Origin of the sequence: Nonomuraea endophytica (genome assembly GCF_014203235.1) — a bacterium.
Taxonomy (GTDB): Bacteria; Actinomycetota; Actinomycetes; order Streptosporangiales; family Streptosporangiaceae; genus Nonomuraea; species Nonomuraea endophytica.
In genome coordinates, this window is sequence record NZ_JACHIN010000002.1 from 197,102 (window position 1) to 220,984 (window position 23,883).

24 protein-coding genes are annotated in these 23,883 nt (G+C 69.1%); 18 read left to right on the forward strand and 6 right to left on the reverse strand.

Annotated features, from left to right (window positions below):
* Window positions 1–324: 324 nt before the first annotated feature.
* A complete protein-coding gene (locus HNR40_RS09030; protein WP_221340182.1) occupies window positions 325–927 on the reverse strand; it encodes a TetR/AcrR family transcriptional regulator in 603 nt (200 codons plus the stop codon).
* Window positions 928–1,009: 82 nt separating this feature from the next.
* On the opposite strand from HNR40_RS09030, the gene HNR40_RS09035 reads away from it, so the two are divergent.
* The 3 genes from HNR40_RS09035 (at window position 1,010) to HNR40_RS09045 (ending at window position 4,161) form a co-directional block, all read left to right on the forward strand.
* Window positions 1,010–2,236, forward strand: a complete 1,227-nt coding sequence (locus HNR40_RS09035; RefSeq protein WP_184959800.1) for a metal-dependent hydrolase family protein — start codon at window positions 1,010–1,012, stop codon at window positions 2,234–2,236.
* Window positions 2,233–3,099 carry an alpha/beta hydrolase gene (locus HNR40_RS09040; RefSeq protein WP_184959801.1) on the forward strand — a complete coding sequence of 289 codons (867 nt, stop codon included), beginning with the start codon at window positions 2,233–2,235 and terminating at the stop codon, window positions 3,097–3,099. The genes HNR40_RS09035 and HNR40_RS09040 overlap by 4 nt, the downstream gene beginning before the upstream one ends.
* 183 nt (window positions 3,100–3,282) lie before the next feature.
* Window positions 3,283–4,161 carry a hypothetical protein gene (locus HNR40_RS09045; RefSeq protein ID WP_184959802.1) on the forward strand — a complete coding sequence of 293 codons (879 nt, stop codon included), beginning with the start codon at window positions 3,283–3,285 and terminating at the stop codon, window positions 4,159–4,161.
* 67 nt (window positions 4,162–4,228) lie between these two features.
* Here HNR40_RS09045 and HNR40_RS09050 read toward each other — a convergent pair whose 3' ends face one another.
* A complete protein-coding gene (locus HNR40_RS09050; protein WP_184959803.1) occupies window positions 4,229–4,597 on the reverse strand; it encodes a PASTA domain-containing protein in 369 nt (122 codons plus the stop codon).
* A 370-nt stretch (window positions 4,598–4,967) separates the two neighbouring features.
* Window positions 4,968–5,492 carry a hypothetical protein gene (locus HNR40_RS09055; RefSeq protein ID WP_184959804.1) on the reverse strand — a complete coding sequence of 175 codons (525 nt, stop codon included), beginning with the start codon at window positions 5,490–5,492 and terminating at the stop codon, window positions 4,968–4,970.
* A 331-nt stretch (window positions 5,493–5,823) separates the two neighbouring features.
* Between HNR40_RS09055 and HNR40_RS09060 the strand changes: the two genes are divergently transcribed.
* The 8 genes from HNR40_RS09060 (at window position 5,824) to HNR40_RS09095 (ending at window position 13,887) form a co-directional block, all read left to right on the forward strand.
* The gene (locus tag HNR40_RS09060) at window positions 5,824–6,525 is read left to right on the forward strand and encodes a LuxR C-terminal-related transcriptional regulator (RefSeq protein ID WP_184959805.1); all 702 of its coding nucleotides are present in this window, start codon (window positions 5,824–5,826) and stop codon (window positions 6,523–6,525) included.
* Between the two features lie 86 nt (window positions 6,526–6,611).
* Entirely contained in the window at window positions 6,612–6,971 is a 360-nt protein-coding gene (locus tag HNR40_RS09065) for a hypothetical protein (protein WP_184959806.1), read from the forward strand.
* A gap of 9 nt (window positions 6,972–6,980) precedes the next feature.
* Window positions 6,981–7,763 (forward strand): hypothetical protein, encoded by a 783-nt coding sequence (locus HNR40_RS09070; RefSeq protein ID WP_184959807.1) that lies wholly within the window; start codon window positions 6,981–6,983, stop codon window positions 7,761–7,763.
* Window positions 7,763–8,185, forward strand: a complete 423-nt coding sequence (locus HNR40_RS09075) for a hypothetical protein (protein ID WP_184959808.1) — start codon at window positions 7,763–7,765, stop codon at window positions 8,183–8,185. The genes HNR40_RS09070 and HNR40_RS09075 overlap by 1 nt, the downstream gene beginning before the upstream one ends.
* Window positions 8,182–8,748 (forward strand): hypothetical protein, encoded by a 567-nt coding sequence (locus HNR40_RS09080; protein WP_184959809.1) that lies wholly within the window; start codon window positions 8,182–8,184, stop codon window positions 8,746–8,748. The genes HNR40_RS09075 and HNR40_RS09080 overlap by 4 nt, the downstream gene beginning before the upstream one ends.
* Window positions 8,749–8,763: 15 nt before the next feature.
* Window positions 8,764–9,225: a PASTA domain-containing protein gene (locus HNR40_RS09085; protein WP_184959810.1), complete on the forward strand. Its 462-nt coding sequence runs from the start codon at window positions 8,764–8,766 to the stop codon at window positions 9,223–9,225.
* A gap of 8 nt (window positions 9,226–9,233) precedes the next feature.
* Window positions 9,234–12,929 carry a S8 family serine peptidase gene (locus tag HNR40_RS09090; RefSeq protein ID WP_184959811.1) on the forward strand — a complete coding sequence of 1,232 codons (3,696 nt, stop codon included), beginning with the start codon at window positions 9,234–9,236 and terminating at the stop codon, window positions 12,927–12,929.
* A gap of 376 nt (window positions 12,930–13,305) precedes the next feature.
* Entirely contained in the window at window positions 13,306–13,887 is a 582-nt protein-coding gene (locus HNR40_RS09095; RefSeq protein WP_184959812.1) for an HAD family hydrolase, read from the forward strand.
* Between the two features lie 10 nt (window positions 13,888–13,897).
* On the opposite strand, the gene HNR40_RS09100 is transcribed toward HNR40_RS09095, so the two are convergent.
* Window positions 13,898–14,677, reverse strand: coding sequence for a helix-turn-helix domain-containing protein (locus tag HNR40_RS09100; RefSeq protein WP_184959813.1), 780 nt, complete (start codon window positions 14,675–14,677; stop codon window positions 13,898–13,900).
* A gap of 122 nt (window positions 14,678–14,799) precedes the next feature.
* Here HNR40_RS09100 and HNR40_RS09105 point away from each other — a divergent pair, with 122 nt between their 5' ends.
* The 5 genes from HNR40_RS09105 to HNR40_RS09125 all read left to right on the forward strand — a co-directional run bounded on the left by HNR40_RS09105 (window position 14,800) and on the right by HNR40_RS09125 (window position 21,023).
* The gene (locus HNR40_RS09105) at window positions 14,800–15,213 is read left to right on the forward strand and encodes a hypothetical protein (RefSeq protein WP_184959814.1); all 414 of its coding nucleotides are present in this window, start codon (window positions 14,800–14,802) and stop codon (window positions 15,211–15,213) included.
* 293 nt (window positions 15,214–15,506) lie between these two features.
* The gene (locus HNR40_RS09110) at window positions 15,507–16,982 is read left to right on the forward strand and encodes an alpha/beta fold hydrolase (RefSeq protein WP_184959815.1); all 1,476 of its coding nucleotides are present in this window, start codon (window positions 15,507–15,509) and stop codon (window positions 16,980–16,982) included.
* Between the two features lie 29 nt (window positions 16,983–17,011).
* Window positions 17,012–17,833, forward strand: coding sequence for a S1 family peptidase (locus HNR40_RS09115; RefSeq protein WP_184959816.1), 822 nt, complete (start codon window positions 17,012–17,014; stop codon window positions 17,831–17,833).
* A 126-nt stretch (window positions 17,834–17,959) separates the two neighbouring features.
* Entirely contained in the window at window positions 17,960–20,041 is a 2,082-nt protein-coding gene (locus tag HNR40_RS09120) for a WD40 repeat domain-containing serine/threonine protein kinase (RefSeq protein ID WP_281395111.1), read from the forward strand.
* A gap of 205 nt (window positions 20,042–20,246) precedes the next feature.
* Window positions 20,247–21,023 carry a maleylpyruvate isomerase family mycothiol-dependent enzyme gene (locus HNR40_RS09125; protein WP_184959818.1) on the forward strand — a complete coding sequence of 259 codons (777 nt, stop codon included), beginning with the start codon at window positions 20,247–20,249 and terminating at the stop codon, window positions 21,021–21,023.
* 204 nt (window positions 21,024–21,227) lie between these two features.
* Here the strand turns inward: HNR40_RS09125 and HNR40_RS09130 are convergent, their stop codons facing one another.
* Complete coding sequence (locus tag HNR40_RS09130) at window positions 21,228–21,827, reverse strand: TetR/AcrR family transcriptional regulator (protein ID WP_184959819.1); 600 nt, start codon at window positions 21,825–21,827, stop codon at window positions 21,228–21,230.
* Between the two features lie 81 nt (window positions 21,828–21,908).
* On the opposite strand from HNR40_RS09130, the gene HNR40_RS09135 reads away from it, so the two are divergent.
* Both HNR40_RS09135 and HNR40_RS09140 read left to right on the forward strand, forming a co-directional pair.
* Window positions 21,909–22,889, forward strand: a complete 981-nt coding sequence (locus HNR40_RS09135) for an SDR family NAD(P)-dependent oxidoreductase (protein ID WP_184959820.1) — start codon at window positions 21,909–21,911, stop codon at window positions 22,887–22,889.
* The gene (locus tag HNR40_RS09140) at window positions 22,886–23,299 is read left to right on the forward strand and encodes a hypothetical protein (RefSeq protein WP_184959821.1); all 414 of its coding nucleotides are present in this window, start codon (window positions 22,886–22,888) and stop codon (window positions 23,297–23,299) included. Before HNR40_RS09135 ends, HNR40_RS09140 begins: the two co-directional genes overlap by 4 nt.
* 15 nt (window positions 23,300–23,314) lie before the next feature.
* On the opposite strand, the gene HNR40_RS54315 is transcribed toward HNR40_RS09140, so the two are convergent.
* Window positions 23,315–23,788 (reverse strand): Lrp/AsnC family transcriptional regulator, encoded by a 474-nt coding sequence (locus HNR40_RS54315; protein ID WP_312896253.1) that lies wholly within the window; start codon window positions 23,786–23,788, stop codon window positions 23,315–23,317.
* Window positions 23,789–23,883 lie beyond the last annotated feature (95 nt).

Below are 23,883 nucleotides of genomic sequence, written 5' to 3' on the forward strand. Positions count from 1 at the left end.
CAGTACGAAGCGGTAGCGCGCGTTGCCCTGCGCCAGGCGATCGAGCACGTCCTGGACGCGGGCCGAGGGCAGGACCTCGACGTCTGCGGTGGTCTGCTGCTCGGCGCAGTGTGCCATCCAGGGCGGCGGCCAGCTTCACCCCGAGGTGGCCCAGGCGGGCTACGGCCACTCGGGAGCCCGGCCCGACGCCGACGGACTCCCAGACCGTGATGGCCCGCTGGTACTCGTTGATGGCTCCGCTGAGTACCTTTCGGCGCTGTATCCAGGGGCAGAAGGTGAAGCGGGTGCGGGAGGTAGGCGTCGTGGCGACAGGCGGCTCCCTGCTCAAACCCCAGGACGTGTTCGTGGAACGGATCGGCCCTTGCTCATGCGCAGAATCAAGGCGACAGCGTCCTCCGACTGGACCGCTGGAGTCAGAACCTGCTGTAAGAGCAGGCCACGAATCGCGGCAACGGTGACAGTGGCCGTAGTCAGCGCTTCCGTGGTGGAGAGTCCTTCACGTTCCGCGAGCGACGCCAGCATCTTGGTCAGGTCGTCGAGCGAGTCGATGAACTCACGAAAGTCCTCCGGCCTATAGGCAGCCAGTCCGACCACGTGAAAGAAGCCGCGTACCCGTGACAACTGCTGCGGGCGGGTGTAGGTCCGCCAGATCGCCACGACGAGGTCGTCAAAGGTGCCCTGCTGGGCGGCCGCGAAAAGTGCCTCGTTGTCACGAGATCGCTGCGCCTTGAGCATGGCCGCCAAAACGCCCGGGAGTGACCCGAAGTGGTACCGCAGGAGGGCATGGCTGGTCTCGGTCCGGGCGGCGATCTCGCGGAGCGACACCTCCGGTGAGGGAAGGTCCTCGCCGAAGGCGTCGAGAAGCCGAGCCAGGAGACGCTCGCGTGCGTCGCCTTTGCGTTCCGTGCTTGACAGGATCACTCCCACAGTTTATCCATTGGAAAAGAAGGCTGGCGATGTTGCTTCCCACATGGTGGCAGTCGGCTCGCAACGGCGGAGGGATCGACTCGTGGGACGTTTTCAGGTAGTCGGCGCGGCGGTCGTGGACGGGTCGGGCCGCGACCCCAGCGACGTCGACGTCACCGTCGAAGACGGGCACATCACCCGGCTCGGCGCCTCCAGCGCACATGGCGAGCGCCTCGATGCCGGGGGACTGACGATGACGCCCGGCCTGATCGACGCGCACGTTCACCTGGGTTTGTCGAGCCCGATCCAGCCGCAGTTCTCGTTTCAGATCAGTGCCGCCGAGATCGCGGCGGACATCTTCGCCACGGCCGGCGCGACGCTCGATGCCGGTTTCACGACCGTCCGGGACACCGGCGGGATCGACGGCGGCGTCGTCACCACGATCGCGAAGGGCAAGGTCAGGGGACCGCGCGTGCTGTCGTGCGGGCCGGTGCAGTGCCAGATCGGCGGGCACGGCTACTACGGAGCCGACTGGGAACCCACCGAGCTGTGGAGCAGTCATCACATTCCGGGTCTGTGTGCCCTCTCCATGATGTCGGGCAACGCGGACGAGCTACGCGCCAATGTGCGGGAGACCTTCCGCCGCGGAGCCTCCTTTCTGAAGCTCTGTGTGACCGGCGGAGTGGTCGGCGCTCACGACCAGCTGACCGACACCCAGTTCACCGTGGAAGAGATCGCCGTCGCTGTCCAAGAAGCTGCGGCACGGGGCACCTATGTGACGGTTCACGCCCATAACAACGAAGGCATCCGAAACGCGGTCGAAGCCGGGGCGCGTTGTGTCGAGCACGGCACCGACCTCGATGAGTCCACGGCCACCCTGATGGCCACGCGCGGGGTCGCCCTCGTGCCCACGTTCGCTGTCGTCGAGCAGCTGCTGCACAACCCCTCCGGAGCCGGCCTCGGCGAGTCGGCTCGCGATCGAGTGATGGGTGTACGTGAACGGATGACGCAGGCGCTTGCCGTAGCCAAGGAGGCCGGAGTGCGGATCGGGCTGGGTTCCGATCTCATCGGTCCGGCTCAGGACCGTCGAGGAGAGGAGCTCAGGTTGCGCGCGAACCTCGAGACGCCGATGGACGCCCTCGTGGCGGCCACGAAGACCAACGCCGAGATCCTCGGCCTGTCCGGCCAGGTGGGGGTCATCGCCCCCGGCATGCGGGCAGACCTCGTGCTCTGGAACGGCGACCCACTCGAAGATCCGAAGCTCTTCGCCGATCCCGCCAACGCCGTCGTCGTCGTCCAGGCCGGACGCGTTGTGAAGGACCTGCGATGAGCGCCATGTGGCAGGGCTGCCTCGCCGACACCGACTACTTCGAGGTGCGTTCCGGCGGTGGGCATGACTACGGCGTCTGGGTCACCACGCCACCGCGCTACGACCCCGCCACGACGCGAGCGCCTGTCGTGTACGTCCTCGACGGCAACTTCGCCGTGGGCATGACGGCTCCGCTCATCGTCACCCAGCTCGACCCCATGCAACAGATCCAGCCCTACGTCCAAGTCAGCGTCGGCTACGCGGGCGAGGAAGCACAGCACTGGGCACGGCTGCGCAACAGAGACCTCGTGCCACCCGGCGAACCCATCTCCAGGGAGTTCATCGACGCCGTGGAGAAGAGTCTTCAATCGGGCGCGATGACACGCGAGCAGGCCGACGCGTACCTCGCCGAACTACGCGACACCCACGCCGACGCGTTCCTGAGTTTCCTCACCACCGAACTGCACCCGCGAATCGAACGCGACTACGGCACAGCCACGAGCGGTCACGGCCTTTTCGGCTATTCCTACGGCGGACTTTTCAGCCTCTACACCTGGCTCACCGGCAGCACGTTCTTCGAGAGCATCGGCGCGGGCAGCCCCGGCGTCGCCAGTGAAGACAGTCAGGTCTTCGCCCAGCTCAAAGAGATGGGCGACAGCCATAATGCCACCAAGCTTCACGTGACCTTCAACGACCGAGAGCTTCTCGGAGACCTGGCCATTTACCAGAGCATCACGAAGAACACGGCCACCCTGCTTCACCGCCTCACCTCCCACAGCGGATCCGTCACCAGCGCGGTCCTGAAGGAAACGCACGTGACAGGACTGCAGGCCTCATTCCTCAGCTACCTCAGAACCTGCCGTTCCTCTCAGTTCGCTCACTGAGGGGTCCGTCCGGGCTCTGACGGCCGCATTGGTGTACGGCGCGGCGAACAACCAACATCCATTCCCTAGGCCGCTCCCGAAGGGCGTTCATCGAGCGGGGAGAGCGGTCGAGGGCTATCCTCCTATGACGCAGTGGGTGCAAGGTGTAGCCGTGCCCGGTCGGATCGACGGCAGGAGATCTTCGTGGCCCTTCTCGCTGAGGTCATGGCGCTGACCGCTGTCCTTGGCCTGTACCTGCCAGGGCCGACCCCGCCTGACGAGCCCCCATCGACCAAGATCGAACCGTGGTCCAGCTCGGCCGAGGCCAAAAGCGCGAACGCCCCCGTCTTCGTCCAGTCCTCACCCGTCAGGGTGCCCGCGGGCGGGAGCGCCGAAGCCGTCGCCACCTGCCCGGCCGGTACGTTGGTGTTCGGCGGAGGTGAAAGCAACCCCGTCTCCGGGAGCGTGGTCCTCACCCGCTCGGTCCCGTGGCGCGACACGTGGGAGACCACCGTACGCAACAACGGCACGAGCGACGCCTACGTCACCGGGTACGCGGTCTGCGGGAGCGGCCTCACCGCGTACCAGCAGGTCCGCGGAAGCGCGGTCAGCGTCACCCCGAACGGCGGGCAGGACATCGCCAGCGTGACCTGCCCGGCCGGGATGCGCATCCTCGGCGGCGGGCAGTGGATCAGCGGCCCGCTCAACGTCTCCATCGACGCCTCGCTTCCGCTGAGCGACTCCGGCGGTGATGACTGGTTCATCCGGGTCCGCAACCACAACGCGGAGATCATCGGCATTCAGCCCATCGCCATCTGCGGCAGCGACCTGACGACCCAGCTCGTTCGGGGAGCGGGAGCCGTCCTCGCCCCGGGCGAGTACAAACCGGTCACCGCGACCTGCCCGGCAGGGACCACGCTTCTCGGCGGCGGCGGAGGCGGTGTCTGGTACGAAGTCCACCAGGGCGTGACCATCACCGACTCCTACCGTTCCGCACAGGACTCCTGGACGATCTACGCCCGCTCGCATCCCTCCAACACCGGCCGGAGAAGCATCATTTCGTACGCCATCTGCGGAACCTGACAGGCCGGCTCTTCCCTCCGACCGAAACCTCGCAGCGGGAAGGGGCGTCGTCGGGTCGCTCTGAACGTCAGGGGCAGGGGTGCGGCGGGCGCTGCCAGATCCAGACGTCGACCGCGGTGCCGGCCGGGTAGAGGACCAGCGGGTTGGAGCCGACGGACGTGCGCGGGCTCTGCCGGGCGATCAGGCCGATGTTGTTGCAGACGTGGTCGATCGTGGAACGCTGGACGCCGAAGGAGAAGCCGAAGGCGGCCAGCGTGGACCGGGCCTCGCCGATGCCCAGGCCGACGATGTCCGGCATCTCGCAGAATCGCACGCCATGGTTCGTGACGCAGACCGGGGACGCGACAGCGCTCTGCGCGCTGGCGCTGCCGGTGAGCAGGGCGGTGCCCAGGCAGGCGGTGGCGGCAACGGCGCTCGCCCAGCGGAGTGTTCTCATCAGGTATCCCTTCGGGGAGGTGTCATCACCCTTGGGGCGTTCCATCACGTTCCTCGCCGTGCCATGAACAGGCAGCTCGCCCTGGCGCAGGCGATCCGCGGTGCCTGTGGTCCCTGCCCGAACGTCCCGCATGAGGGTCGACGTCAAACGCCCGGCCAGTTGATCGCGGCTTCGGGCAGGACGCGGTCAGGGGCGCCGGGAAGCTTGTCGGTCAGGCGGAGGCCGGGGCTGCGGGATCGCTGGTAGTTCAGGGTCTTCTCGGGCTCATCAGAGAAGTACGGCTCCTGCGCTTACCTGGGCCGCCGGCTCGGTCCGGGATCTGGTGGAGTCGAGCCGGCGGCCTACCCGGGGTGCTGCGTCGGGGTGCGGGTCAGTAGCGGATCCAGAGGGAACTGGTCCGGTCGTTCATGCGGTCCCCGACGTAGCCCACGTTGGGCCCGTTGCCTACCCCGTCGTACCAGTACTGCGAGTCGCCGTTCAATCTGTAGCCGTCGTAGATGGTCACCTCACGACAGTCGCTGTACGTGTAGAAGCCGGAGATCTCGTTGTCCCAGATGAGGTTCGGCCGCAGGCGGTAGCCGGACGAGTCGCAGGGGCCCTCCTCCGCCGACACGATGATGCGTGTGATCTCCGGCGGGTTGTTGTGCGCGTTCCAGAACCACTCCATGAGCAGCACGTCGGGCGCGGCAGCCGCCGTGAAGGCCGAGGAGGTCGGGTCGTCGCCGCACGTCTGCGACTTCACCGGCGAGAAGCGCCCGCCGACCGACTTTCCGACCTCGACAACGCAGAACTTCCCGTCGGGTATCGCCTGGGCGTGGGCCGGAGCCGTCAGCAACGTGCCGGCGAAGATGAGCGCGCTGGCGGCGCCCAGCAGCGTTCGTAAGCTGCGTTTCACGATTTCCTCCTGATCGAATACGGGTTTCACTGCCTTCGCCGCTCGGACCGCGCCCATCGCGATCTCTAGCGCTGCCCCTGGTCACGAAGGCCTTCAGCTCCGATTTAGCACGGGGGAATTGATCGGCCTCAGAGCTGAGCGGCCAATCAATCAATGGCGAACAATCATGTGAGGGCTGGGCACGATTGGGGATTTGGGCGTGCCGGGGCGAGGAAGGTTGCCCGTACCCCGTGTACTGGCGGCTCGGATTGTTGATGCGGTCGCCGGGACGGCCGATGGTTGCGGCAAGGGAGCGTTGTCCTGCGCTCACCCACGTCTCCCGGGATAGCCGATGGATCATCACGAACACCGGTCTCTGCCGCTCGACGCCACGGCACGCCGTACCAGCGGACCTGTGATGTTGCTGATCGACGACGTCTGCTTGACGCGGGACGCGCTGGCGGGCCGGCTGCGCGAGGAGAAATGGGTGGGTGAGGTGCTCACGGCCGGCGACGCGCGGACCGTCACCGAATCGCTTGTCGCGCACCCGGTGAACATCGTCCTGCTCAGCCTGACCTGCGTGGCGTGGCAGCCGATTCTCGCCGCCGTACGCCTCGCCGCGCCTGTCGTGCCGGTCGTGATCCTGGCCACCTCAGGCGCGGAGAACGAAATCCTGTGCTGCGCGGAGGCGGGGGTGCTCGGCTTCATGATGAGGGACGGCACGTGGGCGGATCTCCAGCGGACGGTCACGGCGGCGGTCAGGGGCGAGACTGCGTGTCCTCAGCCGGTCGCCCACGCCTTGATGCGGCTGGTGGCCCGCTCGCGCGCCACCCCGCCGGACCAGGCCAGGCTGACGCCGAGGGAACGCGAGGTCCTGGTCCTGATCGAGCGCGGAATGGCGAACAAGCAGATCGCCCGGCAGCTCGGCATCGAGGTACGCACGGTGAAGAACCACGTGCACAACGTCCTGGAGAAGCTACGCGTGAGCCGCCGTGGCGAAGCGGCGGCCCGGCTGCGTTCGGCGGAGCACGAAGACCATCTGGGCCCTGTCTAGTACCTCGGGCTTGGTCCTCCCGCTGGATCCAAGATGGGCCTTAGGCTCCATTCTCTTCAGGGCCGGCGGTTCCTACGGTCGAGGTTGTGCCACGGATCCGCGTCGCCCTCGCCGGGGTCACCGCCACGCTCAGCCGCGTGGTCCGGGACGCCCTGGATCAGGAGGCCGATCTCCTGCTCGTCGCCGAGGAAAGTGGCGAGATCCGCATCCTGCTCGACGTGGGCCGCGCCGACGTGGTGATCGTGAATCTGGCCGGTGGTGAGCTGCCCCCGATGGTGGAGCGGCTCGTCGATGAGTATCCAGACATCGGTGTTCTGGGCGTCGACCTCGACCACGGGCGAGGCCTGCTGTATCGCCTGCGGCCGACGCTCGTCGCGATCGATCCCCTGTCGCCGGCCACGCTGGCCGCCGCCATCAGATGGGCGGCCGGAGACGCTGCCGCCTGAGGAGGTGCGATGGCCGAGACTTTCTACCCATCCCTGCGCGAGGTGCTGGACCCCCGGTACGCGGACCTGGCCGATGCCCAGTTGGAGGGGGCGTTCGCCGCGGCCTTCGGCGAAGACGTCACCCCGGCCGAGTACGAGGAGTTCTTCAACCAGCTCGGCCGGGCGCTCAACACCGCGGCGCCGGTGCTGGCCAGCATCGGGCAGGGAGCACTGTCCGGAGCGGCGGCGGGCGGGGCGCTGGGCGGTCCATGGGGTGCGCTCGGCGGCGCGATCACCGGAGGCGTGGGTTCCGCGCTGGCCGGGCACACCACGGGGCCGGCCCGTGACGTCGGACGGGTCATCACCGGCGTGGTGGGCACCGCCGGTTCCCTCACCAGCCGTCAGGCTCCGGCGGGCGGTCCCTCCGCCGTGCCCGCCGCCGGACATCTGCAGGCGTTGCTCGCCGACCCTCGGATCATGTCCGCGCTCGCCCTCCTGTTGCAGCGCGGCGGCGGCACGGTTCCGGTCGGGGCCGCCCGCACGCCGGTCGAGGCCTCCGAGGTCGCCGGGCTGGTCGGCGCCCTGGCGCTGGAGGCGGCAGCGGAGGCGCACGCCGGCGAAGCCGTACCCGCCTATCTGCTCGACACGGCCGGGCAGCTCGTCGTCGATCCCGCCGACCCCGCACAACGAGCGGGACGGCTGCTGCAGCTCTTCGGCACGGAAGGCGCGGAAGGCACGGAAGGCGCGGACACCGACTGGGGCGATGTCTGGGACGACGCCGACTCGGCGGACGAGGTCTGGCAGGAGCTCTGATGACGGAACCCATGGCGGCGCTCCTGCAGCAGCAACTGTCCAAGGGCGACCCGCAGCTGGCCCAGCTCGCCCAGTTCCTCACCCGGCGAGAGGAGCAGCTCACCAGGGAACTCGCCGACGAGGAGGCTGAGCGCGCCCTCGCGCTCAGCAGGGAGGCATCCTCCCTGCGCCGTCTCATGGACGAGATGTCCGCCCGCGTCGACACGCTCCAGCACCGCCTCGACGAGTTGGCGGGCGCGCTGGGAGCGTGCCCGGGATGCTGGGGTACCGACCCCGATTGCCGCTACTGCCGCGGGCACGGGCGTCCCGGCCAGTTGCCGCCCGACAAAGTGGCGTTCGACCAGCTCGTTCTTCCCGCCGTCAGGACCCACACCGTCCTGAGCCGGCGATCTCACCCACGGCAGACAGGGAGCGAGACGTGACATCCGCCTACTTCGAAGAACTGGAAGCGCTGCTCGACGACGCCGAGTCGGAGGACTTCGACGAACGTACGCGCCGCCCGCCGGCCACCGTTCGCACGCCGCCCAGGCAGAGCAGCTTCGTCCAGCGGTCGGCGCCGTCGGCGGCCAGCCAGTCGCAGGTCCAGGCCGCCGCGCGCAACCTCGACTCGAAGATCGAGACACTGAGCACCGCGGTGCGGGCCCTGGAGACGCGGACCGACGCGCTCACGACGGCCCAGGACAGGCAGACCGCCCTCCTGCGCAGGGAGGTCGCGGGCCGGCGCAAGGCCGCCGACGGCCTGCGTACCGACCTTCAGCAGACCAAGATGCTGGCCGTGTTGCTGCCCATGCTCACCCAGCAGGCCGTCGAGTCCACCGACGACAACGGCCGCCCCGTCAGGGTTCTCACGCAGTCGCAGAACCCGCTCACGATGATCCTGCCGTTGCTGCTGCTCACCCAGCCGCCCTCGGGCGCCGACGGGAACAAGGGCGCCTTCGGCGACCCGACCATGCTGATTCTGCTGCTGACAGCGTTCAACCGCTGAGAGGGGGCGGCGACCATGCAGGGACTCGTCATCGGAGGCGCCCCCGGCCAGACCGCCGCGGTCCAGGTCGGCGTCCCCAACGTCATCGGCAAGAGCCGCGCGGACGCGGAAGCCGACCTCGGGCAACTGGGTCTCAGGGCACGGGTCGAGGAGATCGAAGCGATCGGCCCGGTCGGCACCGTCTACGCCCAGGATCCGATGCCGCCGGCCAGGCGGGCGAAGGGCTTCGCGGTGCTGCTCCACATCGTCAGGGCCGTGCCTGGGCCGCCCCCCGACCTGTCGGCCAAGCTCGACGCGCTCAAGGCGGTGGTGGACAAGGTCGACTCCGCGCTGACGGCACTCACCGCTACGGCCGGCGGGCTGGAGACCGACACGGCCGCGGGAACTCGGCACGGGCAGGTGACCACCGCACTTCAGCAGATCAGCGACAAGCTCGACAGGCTTACGAAGATCACTCCGACGAAGAAGCGCACGTAGGGCCGGCCGTGGATCCGGCCCTCAGCAAGCTGGTGTCGGGCGGCGCGGCCGACGACGAGGTACGCGTGCTGATCCGCCTGCGGGACCCGGCCAGAACCCCGGATCTGGCCAGGATCGTCAGCCGGTTCGGAGACGTCGTCACGGCCCGGGTCCCGCGCGGCTCGATCACCCGCTTGTGGGCCGATGACACCACGTGGTCGGTCAAGGCTCCGCACGCCTACGCGCCGGAGGTGGAGTCGCTCACCGAGGAGGGGCCCGGAGCTGCCACAACCACCGTGCCGACGGCCTACACCGGGCACGGGGTTGTCCTGGGAGTCGCCGACTGGGGGTGCGACTTCGCCCATCCCGACCTCAGAAACGCCGACGGCACCACACGTCTCCTGGCCCTCTGGGACCAGCGGCCGGCCGCTCCAGGCGGCGCCCAGCCCTACGGGTACGGCCGGATCCACGACGCCGACCGGATCAACGCCGCGCTCGCCCGGCCCGACCCCTACCGTGCGCTGGGCTATCACCCCGCCGACTTCGACTACGGGGCGGGGGCGCACGGGTCTCACACCATCAGCCTCGCCGCCGGGAACGGCCGGGGTGGCGGGCCGCGCGGTGTCGCTCCCTCCGCCGCGCTCGTCTTCGTCAACCTGAGGAAGGGGGAAACCCGCCCGCTGGGTGACTCGGTCGAACTTCTGGAGTCGATCGACTTCATCCACCGCATCGCCGGCCGCCCCTGCGTCATCAGCCTCAGCCTTGGCCGTCACGCCGGCGAGCACACCGGTTGCACGCTGGTCGAAAGGGCCATGGACCACCTGCTCGCCGTCACACCCGGCCTGGCGATCGTGCAGAGCTGCGGCAACTACTACCAGCGGCGGGCTCACGCCTCGTGGCTCCTGCGCCGGGGAGAAACGCGCAGCTTCGCCGTACGGGCGGATTCCGCCGACCGGACGACCAACGAGGTCGACATCTGGTACGAGGGCCGTGACACGCTAACCGTCGAAGTCACCGCTCCGGACGGATCGCAGCGATGCGTCGTACGGCAGGGCGAACAGGCCACGCTCACCGCGGAAGACCGGCAGATCGCACGTGTCTACCACCGGGCCTGCGACCCCAACAACGGCGATCACCAATGCGCGGTCTTCCTCGAGCCCCACGCGGGAGAAGGGGACTGGACGATCGCGCTGCACGCCGAGGACGTGGTCGACGGCAGGGTTCACGCGTGGATCGAGCGGGATGGCGGCTGCCGGAGCTGCCAATCCCACTTCGACCGGGAAGACAGCGACCCGCGCACCACGACGGGCTCGATCGCCAACGGCTTCCGGACGATCGTGGTCGGCGCCTACGACGCGCTGCAGAGCGACCGCCCCAGGGCGCCGTTCAGCTCGGTCGGCCCCACCCGCGACCATCGCGACAAACCAGACCTGGTCGCGCCGGGTGTCCAGGTGCTCGGCGCGAGATCCCAGCCCCGCGACGGCGACCGGAACTCGTTGTACGTCGGGATGTCGGGCACGTCCATGGCCGCGCCGCAGGTCGCCGGGGCCGTGGCCCTGCTGTTCGAGGCGGCCGGGAGGCTTCTGCCCATCGACGAGACCAGAAGACTCCTGCTCGCCGGCTGTGACCCACCCAGCAAAGACACCCAGGGGCTGGGCAGCGGATACCTCAACGTGGAGCAGTCGCTCGCACACCTCTTCGCACAGGAGCCGACAGTGAACCCCATCCCTTCCGGTCTCGGCGCGGCCGATCTCTTCGACGCCTATGCGGTACGAAGGAGCGGACCCGGGAACTTCGACGTCATCGGCGCACCCCGGGAACCCCTCCAGGTTCCTCTCCGGGCCGGCGATCTCGTGATCACCAGCCCGCGCGGGATCCCCTACGCTTCGGTGTCGGTTCTGGCGGGGCCCGATGTGCTCACGCATCCGCAGGCGGGCCGCGGCCGGCCGCCTGGGCGATACGTCGCGGTGCTCGATGGCCCGGCCAGGCTGGTCGCCGATCTGGGCGGGACGCTGCTGCCGTACACCCTCATCTTGCGCTCGCGCGAGGACGCCGAGAGCGAGCCCGGACTGTGGGTCCCCCGCGCCGAACGGGTCCCGCACGCCAAGAGCGCCGGGCTGAGCCATGTCCGCACCGCGCCATGGCGCCTGGTCATGCACACCATCGAGGCCGAGCCGTCCGTCGACGGCTTCCGCGCCATGGTGGCCAGACACCCCAGCCCCGCGCACCTGTGGGCCATGCCGTCGGCCGACCTGCTCCTGCAGGTCATCCCGCTCGACCGGGCGGCCTACGCGCTCAAGCACCCGAGCGGCACGGTCGAGACCAACCGTTCGCGCGCGGTCCAGGTGGAGATCTGGGGGAACGCCGCGAACATGGCCAACGCCCCTCGCGAGACGCTCGACTGGCTCGCCGAACGGGTCCTGCGTCCGGTGGCCGAGCTCGTGCCGCTCAACCTGCTCAACGTCAAAGCCACCGGCGGGCGGGAGTGCTACGGCGCGAGGGCGGCCTGCCGCATGTCCGACGCTGAGTGGGCGGCCTTCGACGGCGTCTGTGGTCACCAGCACGTCCCGAACAACAGCCACTGGGACCCCGGACGGCTGGACCTCGGCTACCTGGCCCGGCGAGCCGGATCCCCGGCCGCCGAGGCAGAAACCGTCGACGACGCCGAGCGGACGACGGCCAGCGCCGCCGCCAGACTCGAGTGGCTGGACCTGTCCACCACGACCGGTGGCGACGGTGCCGCGCACCTGTACTACCTGGCCTCCGGCCCGCCGGGCGGCGGCGGCTCGACGTTCCGGCTGCGCGTCACCAACACCAACACCGTCAGCAACTTCAGGAACCCGCGGCTCAAGGTCCGGCTGCTCGCCGACGATCCGTCGGGCAAACCTGTGGTGATCCCCCTGGGCGGCCAAGGGGACAAGCCATGGAAAATCATCAGAAGCGAGGAGGTGCCCGACGAGAGTTCACGAGTGATCGAGCTCGAACTCGACCGGGCGACCCGATGGAAGGCCTACGACCCCGACTCGCCCCGGCGCTGGATCGAGGTCGAGTACCACTGGTACGAGGGTGGCCTGGGCGGCTACGTCGCCCACTACACCGCCACCCGGCTCAGCTTCTTCCTGGTCGCACCCTTCGAGCTGCTGGCAGGCCGCAAACGTTTCGTCGAGGATCGGCCGCTGGACGACCCCGCCCAGTACCGCGGGTACTGGCGACTGCTGTGGGCCAACGCCGACCCGCGGCCCGCGACCTACACCCTCTCCATCGAGGCCTCCGCGTCCCTCGCCCGATCCGGCGAGATCTCCGTCACCACCGCCACGACCCTGACAAGAGCGAAAGAAGAGTCACACACCATCACGGACACCGCCGAACTGTCGGCGGGATTCAGCGTGCAGTCCATGCTCACCCTCGGCCAGAAGTTCGGAACCTCGGTCAGCAGCGGCGTTCGCTGGAACGAAACGCTGGCCAAGGCGCTCACGACGGTGGCATCCCGCAGCCGGACCTTCACCCAAGGCCACACCGAACGCTTCCAGACCTCCGGAACCATCCCGGCCGCACCGCCCGGGCGCGAGCAAGTCCTGTACGCGTACCCGATCCTCGGCCTGTACGAGGTGCCGGTCGTCATCTACGGCGGCGCCAACGGCCTCGGCCAGGCGACCACGCGGAAGACGGACGTCGTCCCGGTCGTCTGGCTCAGAGGTTGGGGGGCCAAGGTGGAACTTCTGTAGCCCGCGGCTCAGAGCATGGTGTCCTGCCGGGGTGATCTGAGTTCGAACGCGCGAACGATGCTCGCGACCTGGGCTATCGCGGCGACAACGGCGATGGCAAGATCGGGTTACTCGTCGCCGTCCTCTGGGTGAGCGCGGCCTGGCTGGTCGTGCTGCGGTTGAAGGACGTACCGCTGCCGATGCTGACCGCCTGTGGCCTGCTGCTGTCGTGGGCGCGGCCATGTACCGCATGCTCATCAACCCGGGCACCAGCCGACCCCGCGTACCTGGAGGCCGTCATCCACCAAGCCGACCGGCTACTGCGCCCCGCCCCTCAACAAGAAGGACCAGACGACTACGCACTCCCGAGCCAGAGTGGCCTCGATAAAATGGCCCGGTGATTCTGGCTCTTCCCTCCGGCGAGTTCGACGCCTACCTCTTCGACTGCGACGGGACCATCGCCGATTCCATGCCGCTGCGCTTTCTCGCCTGGCGGCAGGCGTTGGGCGAGTGGGGATGTGAGCTATCCGAGGAACTGTTCTACGCGTGGGCCGGTCGGACGGTGGCCGACATCCTCACCGACCTCAACGCGAGTCAGGGGCTGGCCATGCCGGTGCCGGCCGTCGCCCGGCGCGGTGAGGAACTGTGCCAGGAAATGCTGCCCCAGCTGACCGCAGTTCCCGGCGTGCTCGAACACATCGAAGCTGAATTCGGACGCATCCCGTTCGCTGTCGTGTCTGGCAGCAGTCGTGAATCGGTGACGGCGACGCTGACCGCCCTGGCACTGCTCGACAAATTCGAGGTAATGGTCTGCGCCGGCGATTATGCGCGGGCCAAACCCGCCCCGGATCCGTTTCTGCTGGCAGCCCGGCAATTGGGCGTCGACCCGAAGCGCTGCCTGGTTTTTGAGGACGCCGACAACGGAATTCAAGCTGCTGAGGCCGCCGGCATGGCCTGGGTCCGCGTTCCCCCGCCATGAATCCCTGCCCTCAGGCAGGGGACGGTTTCGGGTGCTGCACGATGGAGGAGGTGCAGCGGACGACGCCGATCCCGGAGACGGCGCGGCCGTCATTGTCCTTCCAGAGCTCGAAGTTGTAGCGGCCCGGCCGCAGTCCGGTCCAGGTGTGAACCTGCCAGGAATTGCACTCGAAGCGGGCGGACGCGCCGCCGGGCCGTAACGCGATCCAGTACTCGATCATCCCGGTGGGGCAGGAGAAGTTCGCCCAGATCTCCAGGTCGCCCTCGGTGTGCTGCGTCCACTCGCGAGAGGTCACCTGCTTGAACATGTTCGTGACCTTCCAGGGGAAGCCGTTGGCAGGCGATACCGAGGGAGAGGCCGAGGCGGGAGTGGCGGCCGCAGGACCCGGCTCCCGGCTGGAGAACCAGAGGTATCCGACACCCCCGGCGATGATCACAACGGCGAGCGCGGCGGCCAGCGGGACCCGCCAGGACGCACGCCGCACCGACTCGCCGGCAGGTTCTGCTGGAAGCTCCACCGCTGATCCCGGCTCCCCGGCGATCACGCGCCACCGCGCCTCCCAGACATCCGGATCCCCGCCACAGGCCGCGACATACGATCGGACGAAGTCCAGCGGCGGCAACTCCGCCGGATTCAGCCGCCGGGAAATCGTGCTGGAGTGGTAGCGCATCCGCTGCCCGACCTCCTGCAGCGACATCTCGCCGCGTAGCCGGCGCAGATCGTCGACGAATTCCGCAATGGGACCCGTCTCCCGGTCGATCGGCTGATCCTTACGTCCACCTCGCGACATGGCCCGCTCCGGATTGTTGCGGTTGTTGCTGCTATTGATGCGTAGCCCAGAAGCGATGACAAGAGCAATCAGTTATGGCGAGCTAGCACTGTCCTCCAACTCCCGACCAAAGGAGATGACAGATGTCAGGCCGAATCCGGAAGCTGCTGGCCACCCTCGCCATCGTCGCGGCCACTCTGGCCGTCATACCGGCGGGGGCGTCCGCCGACAGCGTCATGCACCGGGACATCTATTCCTACGCGGGCGGCTACAAGGTCAACCTCTCGATCTTCGGCAACGCCGGCCAGGCACGGGGCATGTGCACCATCACCAACTTGCCGGAATCGATGATCATCCGCGCCTGCCAGCTCCTCCGCAGCACCTCCGGCGGCGCCGGCACGGAAAGCGGCAACGGCTGGCAGAGGCACTTCCCGAGGGCCTACTCCAGGACGCTCGGGCTGGCCTGCGGCACCTTCTACCGGGTCTTCATCCGCTTCCAGGCCGTGAGCGCCAGCGCACCGTCCACCGCCTACGGGAACTGGTGGCGTCCCTGCTAAGTCACCGACGCCACCAACTGGGAGAGATCTTTCCAGTTGGTGGCGAACGTCGGTCCAGCAAAACGTCAATCCGTTGGCGGCGGCGTTTCGCAAGAGGTGATCTTGTCCGGAGAGACGGGCACCGTCGAACCACAGCCCGGAGCCGGCGCGCGGATGACGGCGTAGTGGATGGGCGACCGCGTGGCAGTCGACACGGCCTGGATACATGTGGTGCTCAGGATGGCCGGAGTACGCCTGCCGGCGTGCCTCGCGTGCCGCAGGGCGCGCGGGCAGGACCACCGAAGGGGGCGCCGATGCTCAGCACTCGTCATCTCTCACGTGCCGCACTGACGCTGGCCGCGACCGTGTGCCTGACCGGCCTGCCGGCTCTGGCCGGTACGGCGGGCGCGGCGACGGAGCCGCTGGCGTGGAAGAGATGCGCCACGACGGCCAAGGACTGGCCGGTCGCGAACGACGCCGAATCCGAATGCGCGATGCTGACGGTCCCGATGGACCACGCGAACCCGCGGGGCCGTACGATCAAGATCGCGGTGAGCCGGCTCAAGGCCAAGGACCCCGGCCGGCGCCGCGGCGTGCTGGTGATCAGCCCCGGCGGCCCCGGCATCTCCAACATCACCGCCCCGGCCTCGTACGCGACCAACAGCCTCGGGACGCTGACCGCCGACCACGATCTGATCGGGTTCGACCCCAGAGGCGTGGGCTACAGCGACAAGATCAATTGCGAGGAGGGCGCCGTCAGGGAGCCGCCGCCCGGCGCGTCCGCCAAGGCCAGGGCGAAGGCCGCCTTCAGCCAGATGGCCGCCTCCAACAAGCGGTGCACGGCGATGGATCCCGGCTTCGTCCGGCAGTTGACCACCACGAACATCGCCCGCGACGTCGATGCCATCCGTGCGGCGCTCGGCGCGCCGAAGATCGGTTTCTACGGCGTGTCGTACGGCACCGCGGTGGGCTTGACCTACCGGTCGCTGTTCGACGACCGGGTGGACCGGATGTGGGTGGACTCGGTGATGCCACCCGTCATGGACCTCGCCGCCATGGACGCCGTCACCGACGCTGTCGGCGAGAAGTCCTTCGAGCGGTTCCTCACATGGCTGGCCGGGCGCGACGCCGAGTACCACTTCGGGACGACCGCCGCCGCCGTCCGCACGACGATCTTCGCCCTGCGCGACCGGCTCGACCGCGAGCCGCTGACGGCCGGCAAGGAGACCCGGCTGGACGGCGACTGGGTCAGAGGCCTGCTCGGCGCGGGCGCCGACGGCTGGGCCGCCTCTGCCAGGGATCTGGCCACCGTCCGGGAGGACGGCATCCCACGGTCGGCGCGGACGGAGGCGGCCGGCGCGCAGGTGTTCGGCTTCGACGACGCGCCCCTGGGCATGAACACCACCCAGTACAACGCGATCTTCTGCAACGAGGGAACCGGCGGGCGCGACTTCGAACAGGTGTGGGCCGATGCGCAGGATCGCCGGCAACGCTTCCCGGGCACCGGCGGCAGAATCGAGTTCAGCAGCTGGTGCGCGGGATGGCCGTGGCCCGCGCGCCCGTGGCAGCCGGTCAAGGGGAGCAGCCCGCTGCAACTGTCCGGCCACGTCGGCGAATCCGTCACACCGTACGGCTGGGCAGTGGACGCCCAGAACGCTGTCGGCGGAACCTTGCTGACGATCCAGGACGACACGCACGGCTCGCTGGGCCGGCTGCCCTGCGCCGCGAAGGCGATCGACTTCTTCCGCACCGGCCGCACCAGCGGGGGCACCTGCCCCGGCACGCGATGAGCCCGCCCGCTTCCACGAACGGACCTGACATGCGCAGACTTCGACGAATCAGCGCGGCGCTCGCCGCCACCCTTCTCGGCCTGTCGCTGGTGACGCACCCGACGCAGGCCACCACCGTGGACCTGACCGGCAGCGTCAACGTCAACGGCTGCTCGGGAGCACTGGTACGGCTGCCCGCCTCCACACCCGCAGACCCGGCTCTCGTCCTGACGAACGGACACTGTTACGAGGGTGCGTGGCCCGTCCCCGACGAGGTTCTGGTGGACCAGCCCTCCCACCGCCTGTTCGAGCTGCTCGACGCCACCGGCAAACCCGTGGCCGCCCTGCACGCCGCCAGAGCGCTCTACGTGACCATGACCGGTACCGACATCGCGCTGTACCGGCTCGGCATGACATATCAGCAACTGGAGCGGGACCACCGCATCCGGCCGCTCACAGTCTCGGCGCAGCGCCCCGAGCCGGGGAAGGAGATCCGGGTGGTCTCCGGCAGCCTGAAGAAGGTCTTCTCGTGTGCCATCGACCGGCTCACGTACCGCGTACTGGAGTCGGGCTACATGACCAAGGACGTCCTGCGCTACACGTCGGCCTGCAAGACGGGCCCGGGAACCTCGGGCTCTCCGGTCCTCGACGTGGCGAGCGGCGAGGTCGTCGGGATCAACAACACCAGCAACCGCGACGGCGGCAGGTGCACGCTGAACAACCCGTGTGAGATGAGCCGCGACGGCGTCATCACCGCCCGGAAGGCCACCGCCTACGGCACCCAGACGTACTGGCTCACGACGTGCGTCACGGCGGGAAACAAGCTCGACCTGGACCGGCCCGGCTGCCTGCTGCCCAGACCCGGCCGCTAGGCAGGCGGACGATCCTGGCGGTGACCAGCGCGGCAGGCCGGTCGAGGTCCAGCACGATCCCGATAGCACAGCAGGAGCGAAAGGGCACAGAGGTGCCCACCCCGCGCATCTGATTTACTGCGAATCATGAACGGGGTCTTAGTGGGTGGCCGATATCGCTTGCTGGAGGAGATTGGCGCAGGTGGGATGGGCCGCGTCTGGCGCGGTCAGGACGAGCTGATGGGCCGTCCGGTCGCGGTCAAGGAGATCCGCCTGCCGACGGCCGACCAGCAGTTCTACGAGCGGGTCGTGCACGAGGTCAAGTCGGCGGCCCTGCTCCACCATCCCCGCGTCGTGACTATCCACGACATCGTGTCGGCCGACGACGGTCCGATGATCGTCATGGAGTACTTCGCCGGCCGCTCACTGGCCCAGGTGATCGCCACCGACGGCCCGCTCCCGGTGGCGCACGTACGCGGAATCGCCGTCGACGTGCTGAACGTCCTGGTCGAGGCCCACCAAGCCGGCATCGTCCACCGCAACCTCAGGCCGTCGAACATCCTGCTGTCCGACGCCCGCCTCGTGGTGACCGACTTCGGCGTCAGCCGTCCCCCCGAAGAACACTCGCCCACGCCGTTGACCACCGCGGCCTTCCTGCCGCCGGAGCAGGTACGCGGCGAGCACGCGGGCCCGGCGGGCGACCTGTGGTCACTGGGCGCCACGCTCCACGCCGCGCTGGAAGGACGCTCGCCGTTCGAGGGTCCGACCCTCGTCGCGACAATGGCGGCGGTCCTGGCCGCGGATCGGCCTCGCCCCGAACGTGCGGGCCCACTGACCCCGCTGCTGGACGCCCTGCTCCAACGGGATCCGGCCCGCCGCCCGACCGCCACTCAGGCGCTGGCGCTCCTGGCGGCGCCTCCCCCCGCCATGCCCGCCGGACCGCCCATAGCCGTGCGGCCCACGCCTCCCACCGCCCCGTACAACGCATCACCCGCCATCCCGAACGCACCGCACCGCACATCGCCCGCCGCGCCGCCGACCGGGCCGGCGCTCCTGCGCCGCCGCAGTCTCCTGTACGGCGGAGCCGCCGCCGCCCTGCTGACCGGCATCGGCGCCACGGCCGCGTTCCTGCTGCAAGACGACACACCCGAACGCCCAACCCGGCGGGCCCAGCCGTCAACCACGCCGCAGACCGGCACGCCCAGTCCGGCGACCACCGCTCTCAAGTGGACGGCCCTGCACACCTTCACCGGCCACGACAAGAAGACTCCCGGCGAGGCGGTGTTCACCCCGGACGGCGACTCCGTGATCATCAGCCGCTACCGAGGCGGCGGCATGCTCGCGTCATGGGATGTCCGCACCGGCAAGCGCCTGCGCGTCTTCGGCGACGCCGACCTCGGCACCGACTCCCTCTCGCTCAATCCGGACGGAACCAGGGTGGTCACCTCCGGCGTGGACAGGACTTCGTTGTGGAACCCCGCGACCGGCGCCCTGGTCGAGAAGCTGGGCGGCCACAGCACCTCCTGGGCGGCGAAGTTCAGTCCCGACGGCTCGACGCTGGTCACCACCGGCGGAGGCGAACCCGTTCTGCTTTGGACCCCGGAAGGCAAGCTGCTCGCGAAGCTCAAGGGACACAAGGGCATCGTCTGGAACCCCGCCTTCAGTTCCGACTCCACACTCCTCATCACCCCCAGCGAAGATCGCACGGCCCGGCTGTGGGACGTACGCGAACGCGAGCTCCTGCACACGCTCAAGGGCCACCTCGACATCGTCACCGACGCCTCCATCAGCCCCGACGGCAAGCTCGCGGCCACCTCCAGCCGCGACGGCACCGCCCGGCTGTGGGACACCGGCACCGGCGAACAACTGGCCGAACTGGAAGGCGAGGTCTACAACCTCGCCTTCCGCCCCACGGCGCCCGCGCTCCTGGCGACCACCGACATCACCGGACCATTCCGATACTGGAACCCCGCCTCACCCGGCCAGCCCACCGAGCTGCCCGATCAGGGCCGGCTCAACGCCCTGACCTTCTCCGCCGACGGCTCGCTCCTGGCCACCTGCGCCGAGAACGGCGAGATCTACCTGTGGGACGGCGCCACGGGAGCCGCGGCCGCGACCCTCACCGGCCACACCGGCGCGGTACGGTTCGCGGCCTTCAACCACGACGGCACCACGCTGGCCTCCTGCGCGGAAGACGGCACGGCGCGCGTCTGGCAACTCTCACGGTAGGACCGACTCCCCCAAGTCATCGCCAGTCGTTCGACCGATGCGGCCCGGTCCCCTCCGCCCCTACCGTTGCGACAAGGGCGGAGGCGCCTTTCACCCCCGGGCCGCGGATACCACAGGTAGCCTCTGATCATCGACAGGCGTTTCGGCATTGAGTGACCTGGCCCGCGAACTTCGTGTAGATCACACAGCACTTGGAGGTGCAGCGATGGACACGTCCGCGTATCTGAAGGCCGTTGTCGAGCAGACGAGTACGTTCGCCGATTGGGTGCACGACAAGGACGCGACGGCCCCGGTGCCGACATGTCCGGAGTGGACCCTGGCCGATCTCGTCGACCACGTCGGCAGCGTACAGCGCATGGTGTCCATGCTCGTGGGCGAGCGGATGACCGAGCCGAGCAAGGCGTTCGAAGGCTATGTTCCGGGTCCGGCCGATTCGGGCCAGTGGCGTGCCTGGCTGAACGACGGCGCGGCGGAGGCGACTCAGGCGTTCACGTCGGTCACCGACGACACGCCGGTGTGGGATCCCTCGGGCGCCGCCGCGGGCGTGCCGTTCTGGTCACGCCGGCTCCTGGGCGAGGCCTGCGTGCACCGCGCGGACGCGGCTTCGGCGCTCGGCACACGGTACGAGCTGGCGCCGGACCTCGCCGTTGAGGCCTTGGAGGACTGGCTCGACACGATGACCTCCCGCGGCTACTGGGAGAACAGGCCGGGCTTCGCCGATGCGATGCGCGGGGACGGTCAGACGCTGCACTTCCACGCGACCGACGCGCCCGGGGAGTGGGTGGCCCGCCGGGAACCGGACCGGGTCGCGCTGGAGCGCACCCACACCAAGGCGGACGTCGCGGTACGCGGCCCGGCCGCCGAACTCCTGCTCGTGATCAGCAGGCGGCGCCCCCTGGAAGCGGCTCCCACGCTGGAAGTGCATGGGGATCGGGCGCTGTTCGTCCACTGGATCGAACACATGGACTGGGTCACCGGCTGACCCACGCGAGCGCCACCCCGTCGCCTCCGGGGAAGGACCATTCCGTCGCGGACGAGCTCGCCATAGGGCTCGGGTTCGGCGGGCTTCAGGGCGAGGTCCAGGTCGCCGCCGGCCGCGGCATCACCACGATGCCCGCCGCGCCGCCCGCCTGGCCGCCGCGCTGCGCACCGCCGTACTCGAAGCGGAAACACCGGCGTGAAGGGGTCAGGCGATGGATCGCGCCACCAGGGCCATGGCCTGCCGCATGGCGTTCCGCACCTCGTCGGGGCCGTCGCCGCGCTGCAGAGAGGTCAGCGCGGACGCGCTGACCGCGCCCACCATCGCGCCGACCAGCGCGGCGGCGAGGACGGCGTCGAGCCTGTCGGGGTACGCCCGCTGCAGCGCCCGGGCCAGTTCGGCCTGGGCGGTGAGGTAGCGCTGCAGCAGCCGGGCCTGCAGCGCCGGTTCCGAGGCTGCGAGTCGTGCCCGGAGCGCCGCGAGTCCACTGGACAGGTCGCGGTCCCAGGCGTTGACGATCATCTGGTCCGTCGCCCGCACCAGCACGTCGGGCAGCCGCTCCCCCGCGTCGCGCTCGGCGATCGCCTCCAGCGCCAGGTCGACGCGGACGTCGGTGTCGGCCAGGAGCACGTCCTCCTTGGTCTGGAAGTGGAGGAAGTAGGTGCGGGGGGACACCTCGGCGGCGTCGGCGATCTCGGCCACGGTCACCTGGTCGTAGCCCCTGTCCTGGAACAGGCGGACGGCCGCCTCGATCAACGCCTGCCGGGTGCGTTGCTTCTTGCGCTCCCGCAGTCCCAGTTTCTCCATGTGAGCCATCTTACTTCAGCATCTGCAGTCATACACACGATGAATCGCTACAGTGACTGCATCGAATGAAGGGTGAAGATCATGGGAAGTCTGGACGGACGGGTCATCCTCATCACCGGGGCGGGGCGTGGCATCGGGCGGGAGGAGGCGTTGTTCTTCGCCGCCGAGGGCGCCAAGGTCGTGGTCAACGACCCGGGCGTCGCCATCGACGGCACCGGCGGGGACGGCGGCGTGGCGGCGGAGGTCGTCGAGGAGATCACCGCGGCCGGCGGACAGGCGGTGGCCAGCACCGACAGCGTCGCCGACTGGGACGGCGCCCGGCGGATGGTGGAGACGGCGCTGCGCTCCTTCGGCGACCTGCACGTCGTGGTCAACAACGCGGCCATCACCCGGAACGCCGGCCTGACCGACCTGACGGAGCGGGACTTCGACGACGTCCTGGCCGTCAAGCTCAAGGGCACCTTCGCGGTGACGCACTGGGCGGCCCGGCACTGGCGCGACCGGTTCCGGGCGGGGGTCCGTGCCGATCGTGCCGTCGTCAACACCGCCTCCGGCTCCGGGCTGCTCAACCCGCTGCCCGCGCAGGTCTCCTACGCGGCGAGCAACGCCGGGGTCGCGGCGCTGACCATCGTGGCCGCCCTCGAACTGGGGCAGTACGGCGTGCGGGTCAACTGCGTCTCGCCGTCGATGGCCCGCACCCGGCTCACCCTCGGCGTCCCGGGCATGAGCCAGGAAGGGCCGGCGGCCGCGTTCGACCCGCTGCACCCGGCCGCCATCGCGCCCGTCGCCGCCTACCTGGCCGGTCCGGCCTGCCCGCTCACCGGCCAGGTGCTGTCGGTGCGAGGCGGTACGGTCTCGGTCAACCACGGCTGGACCCTCGCCGGCCACCTCCACAAGGACGGGCCATGGAGCGTGGCCGAACTCGCGGAGAAGGTGAAAGAGCTGCCGATGGACGACCCGTTCGACAAGCTCGCCGAGGCCCTGTCCGGCGCGCTCGGCACCACCGGACGGGCCGAACTCCAGGAGATGATCAGCTCCCTGCTGGGCGAACCCGCTCGATGAGCCTGGCCAGCCTGGGGCTGAGCGCCGTTCAGAAGCGTCTGTACTGCCACTTCTACCTCAACCCGGCGCGCGGCGGCGGCACCTCCCGACCCAACCGGTTCGCCTTCATGGCCTGGCCGGACTGGCTGACCTACGACTCCATCGCGCCGGCGCCGAGCGTCTCCCGGCCCACGCTGATCGTGCACAGCCAGGACGCCGCCATCCCTGACGGCGCCCGCCGCTTCCACGACGGAGCGGACATGACCGGGCGGATGCCGGAGAGGTACATCGAGGCGATCTTCAGCTTCTACGGCGACGGGACACTCGACGAATCCCGGATCTATCCGACGGTGGAGGACGTGACGGGCACTCCCCCGCGAAGTTTCCGGCAGTGGGCGCTGGCCCACCGCGCGGCCTTCTCCGGGGAGTGATCCGCTCCTGGGGCGTCACAGCGCGCCCCAGGAGTACGTCACCTTCTCGATCTTCATGTAGGTGAAGAGCTCGGTGCTGCGCACGCCGGGAATGCGCCGGACGACGTCGTTCAGGATGGTCAGCAGTTCGGCCGAGTCGCGCCCGATGACCTCGATGAGGATGTCGTAGCGCCCGGAGGACAGCACCACGTAAACGATCTGGTCGACGTCCGACAACGCCGCGGCGACCGCCCGCAGGTCTCCGTCCGCGTTGATCCCGATCATGGCCTGGACGTTGAAGCCCATCTTGAACGGCTCGGAGACGGCCACCACTTCGATGACGCCGTTGTCGAGGAGCCGCTGCACCCGCTGGCGCACCGCGGCGCGGGACAGCCCGACCTCAGGCCCCAGTTTGGAGTACGGCATGCGCCCGTCCACCTGGAGAACCCGGATGATCGACTTGTCGATTTCATCAAGTTCGACCTGGTGTGCCCGGTTGTCCTCGGCCACGCGGCGCCTCCCACACTGATCTTTACTCCCAACCGTACAACGCGTCGATCGTATCGCTTCCCGATACCGAGTACGGCAAGCGATTAGCTTGCCTC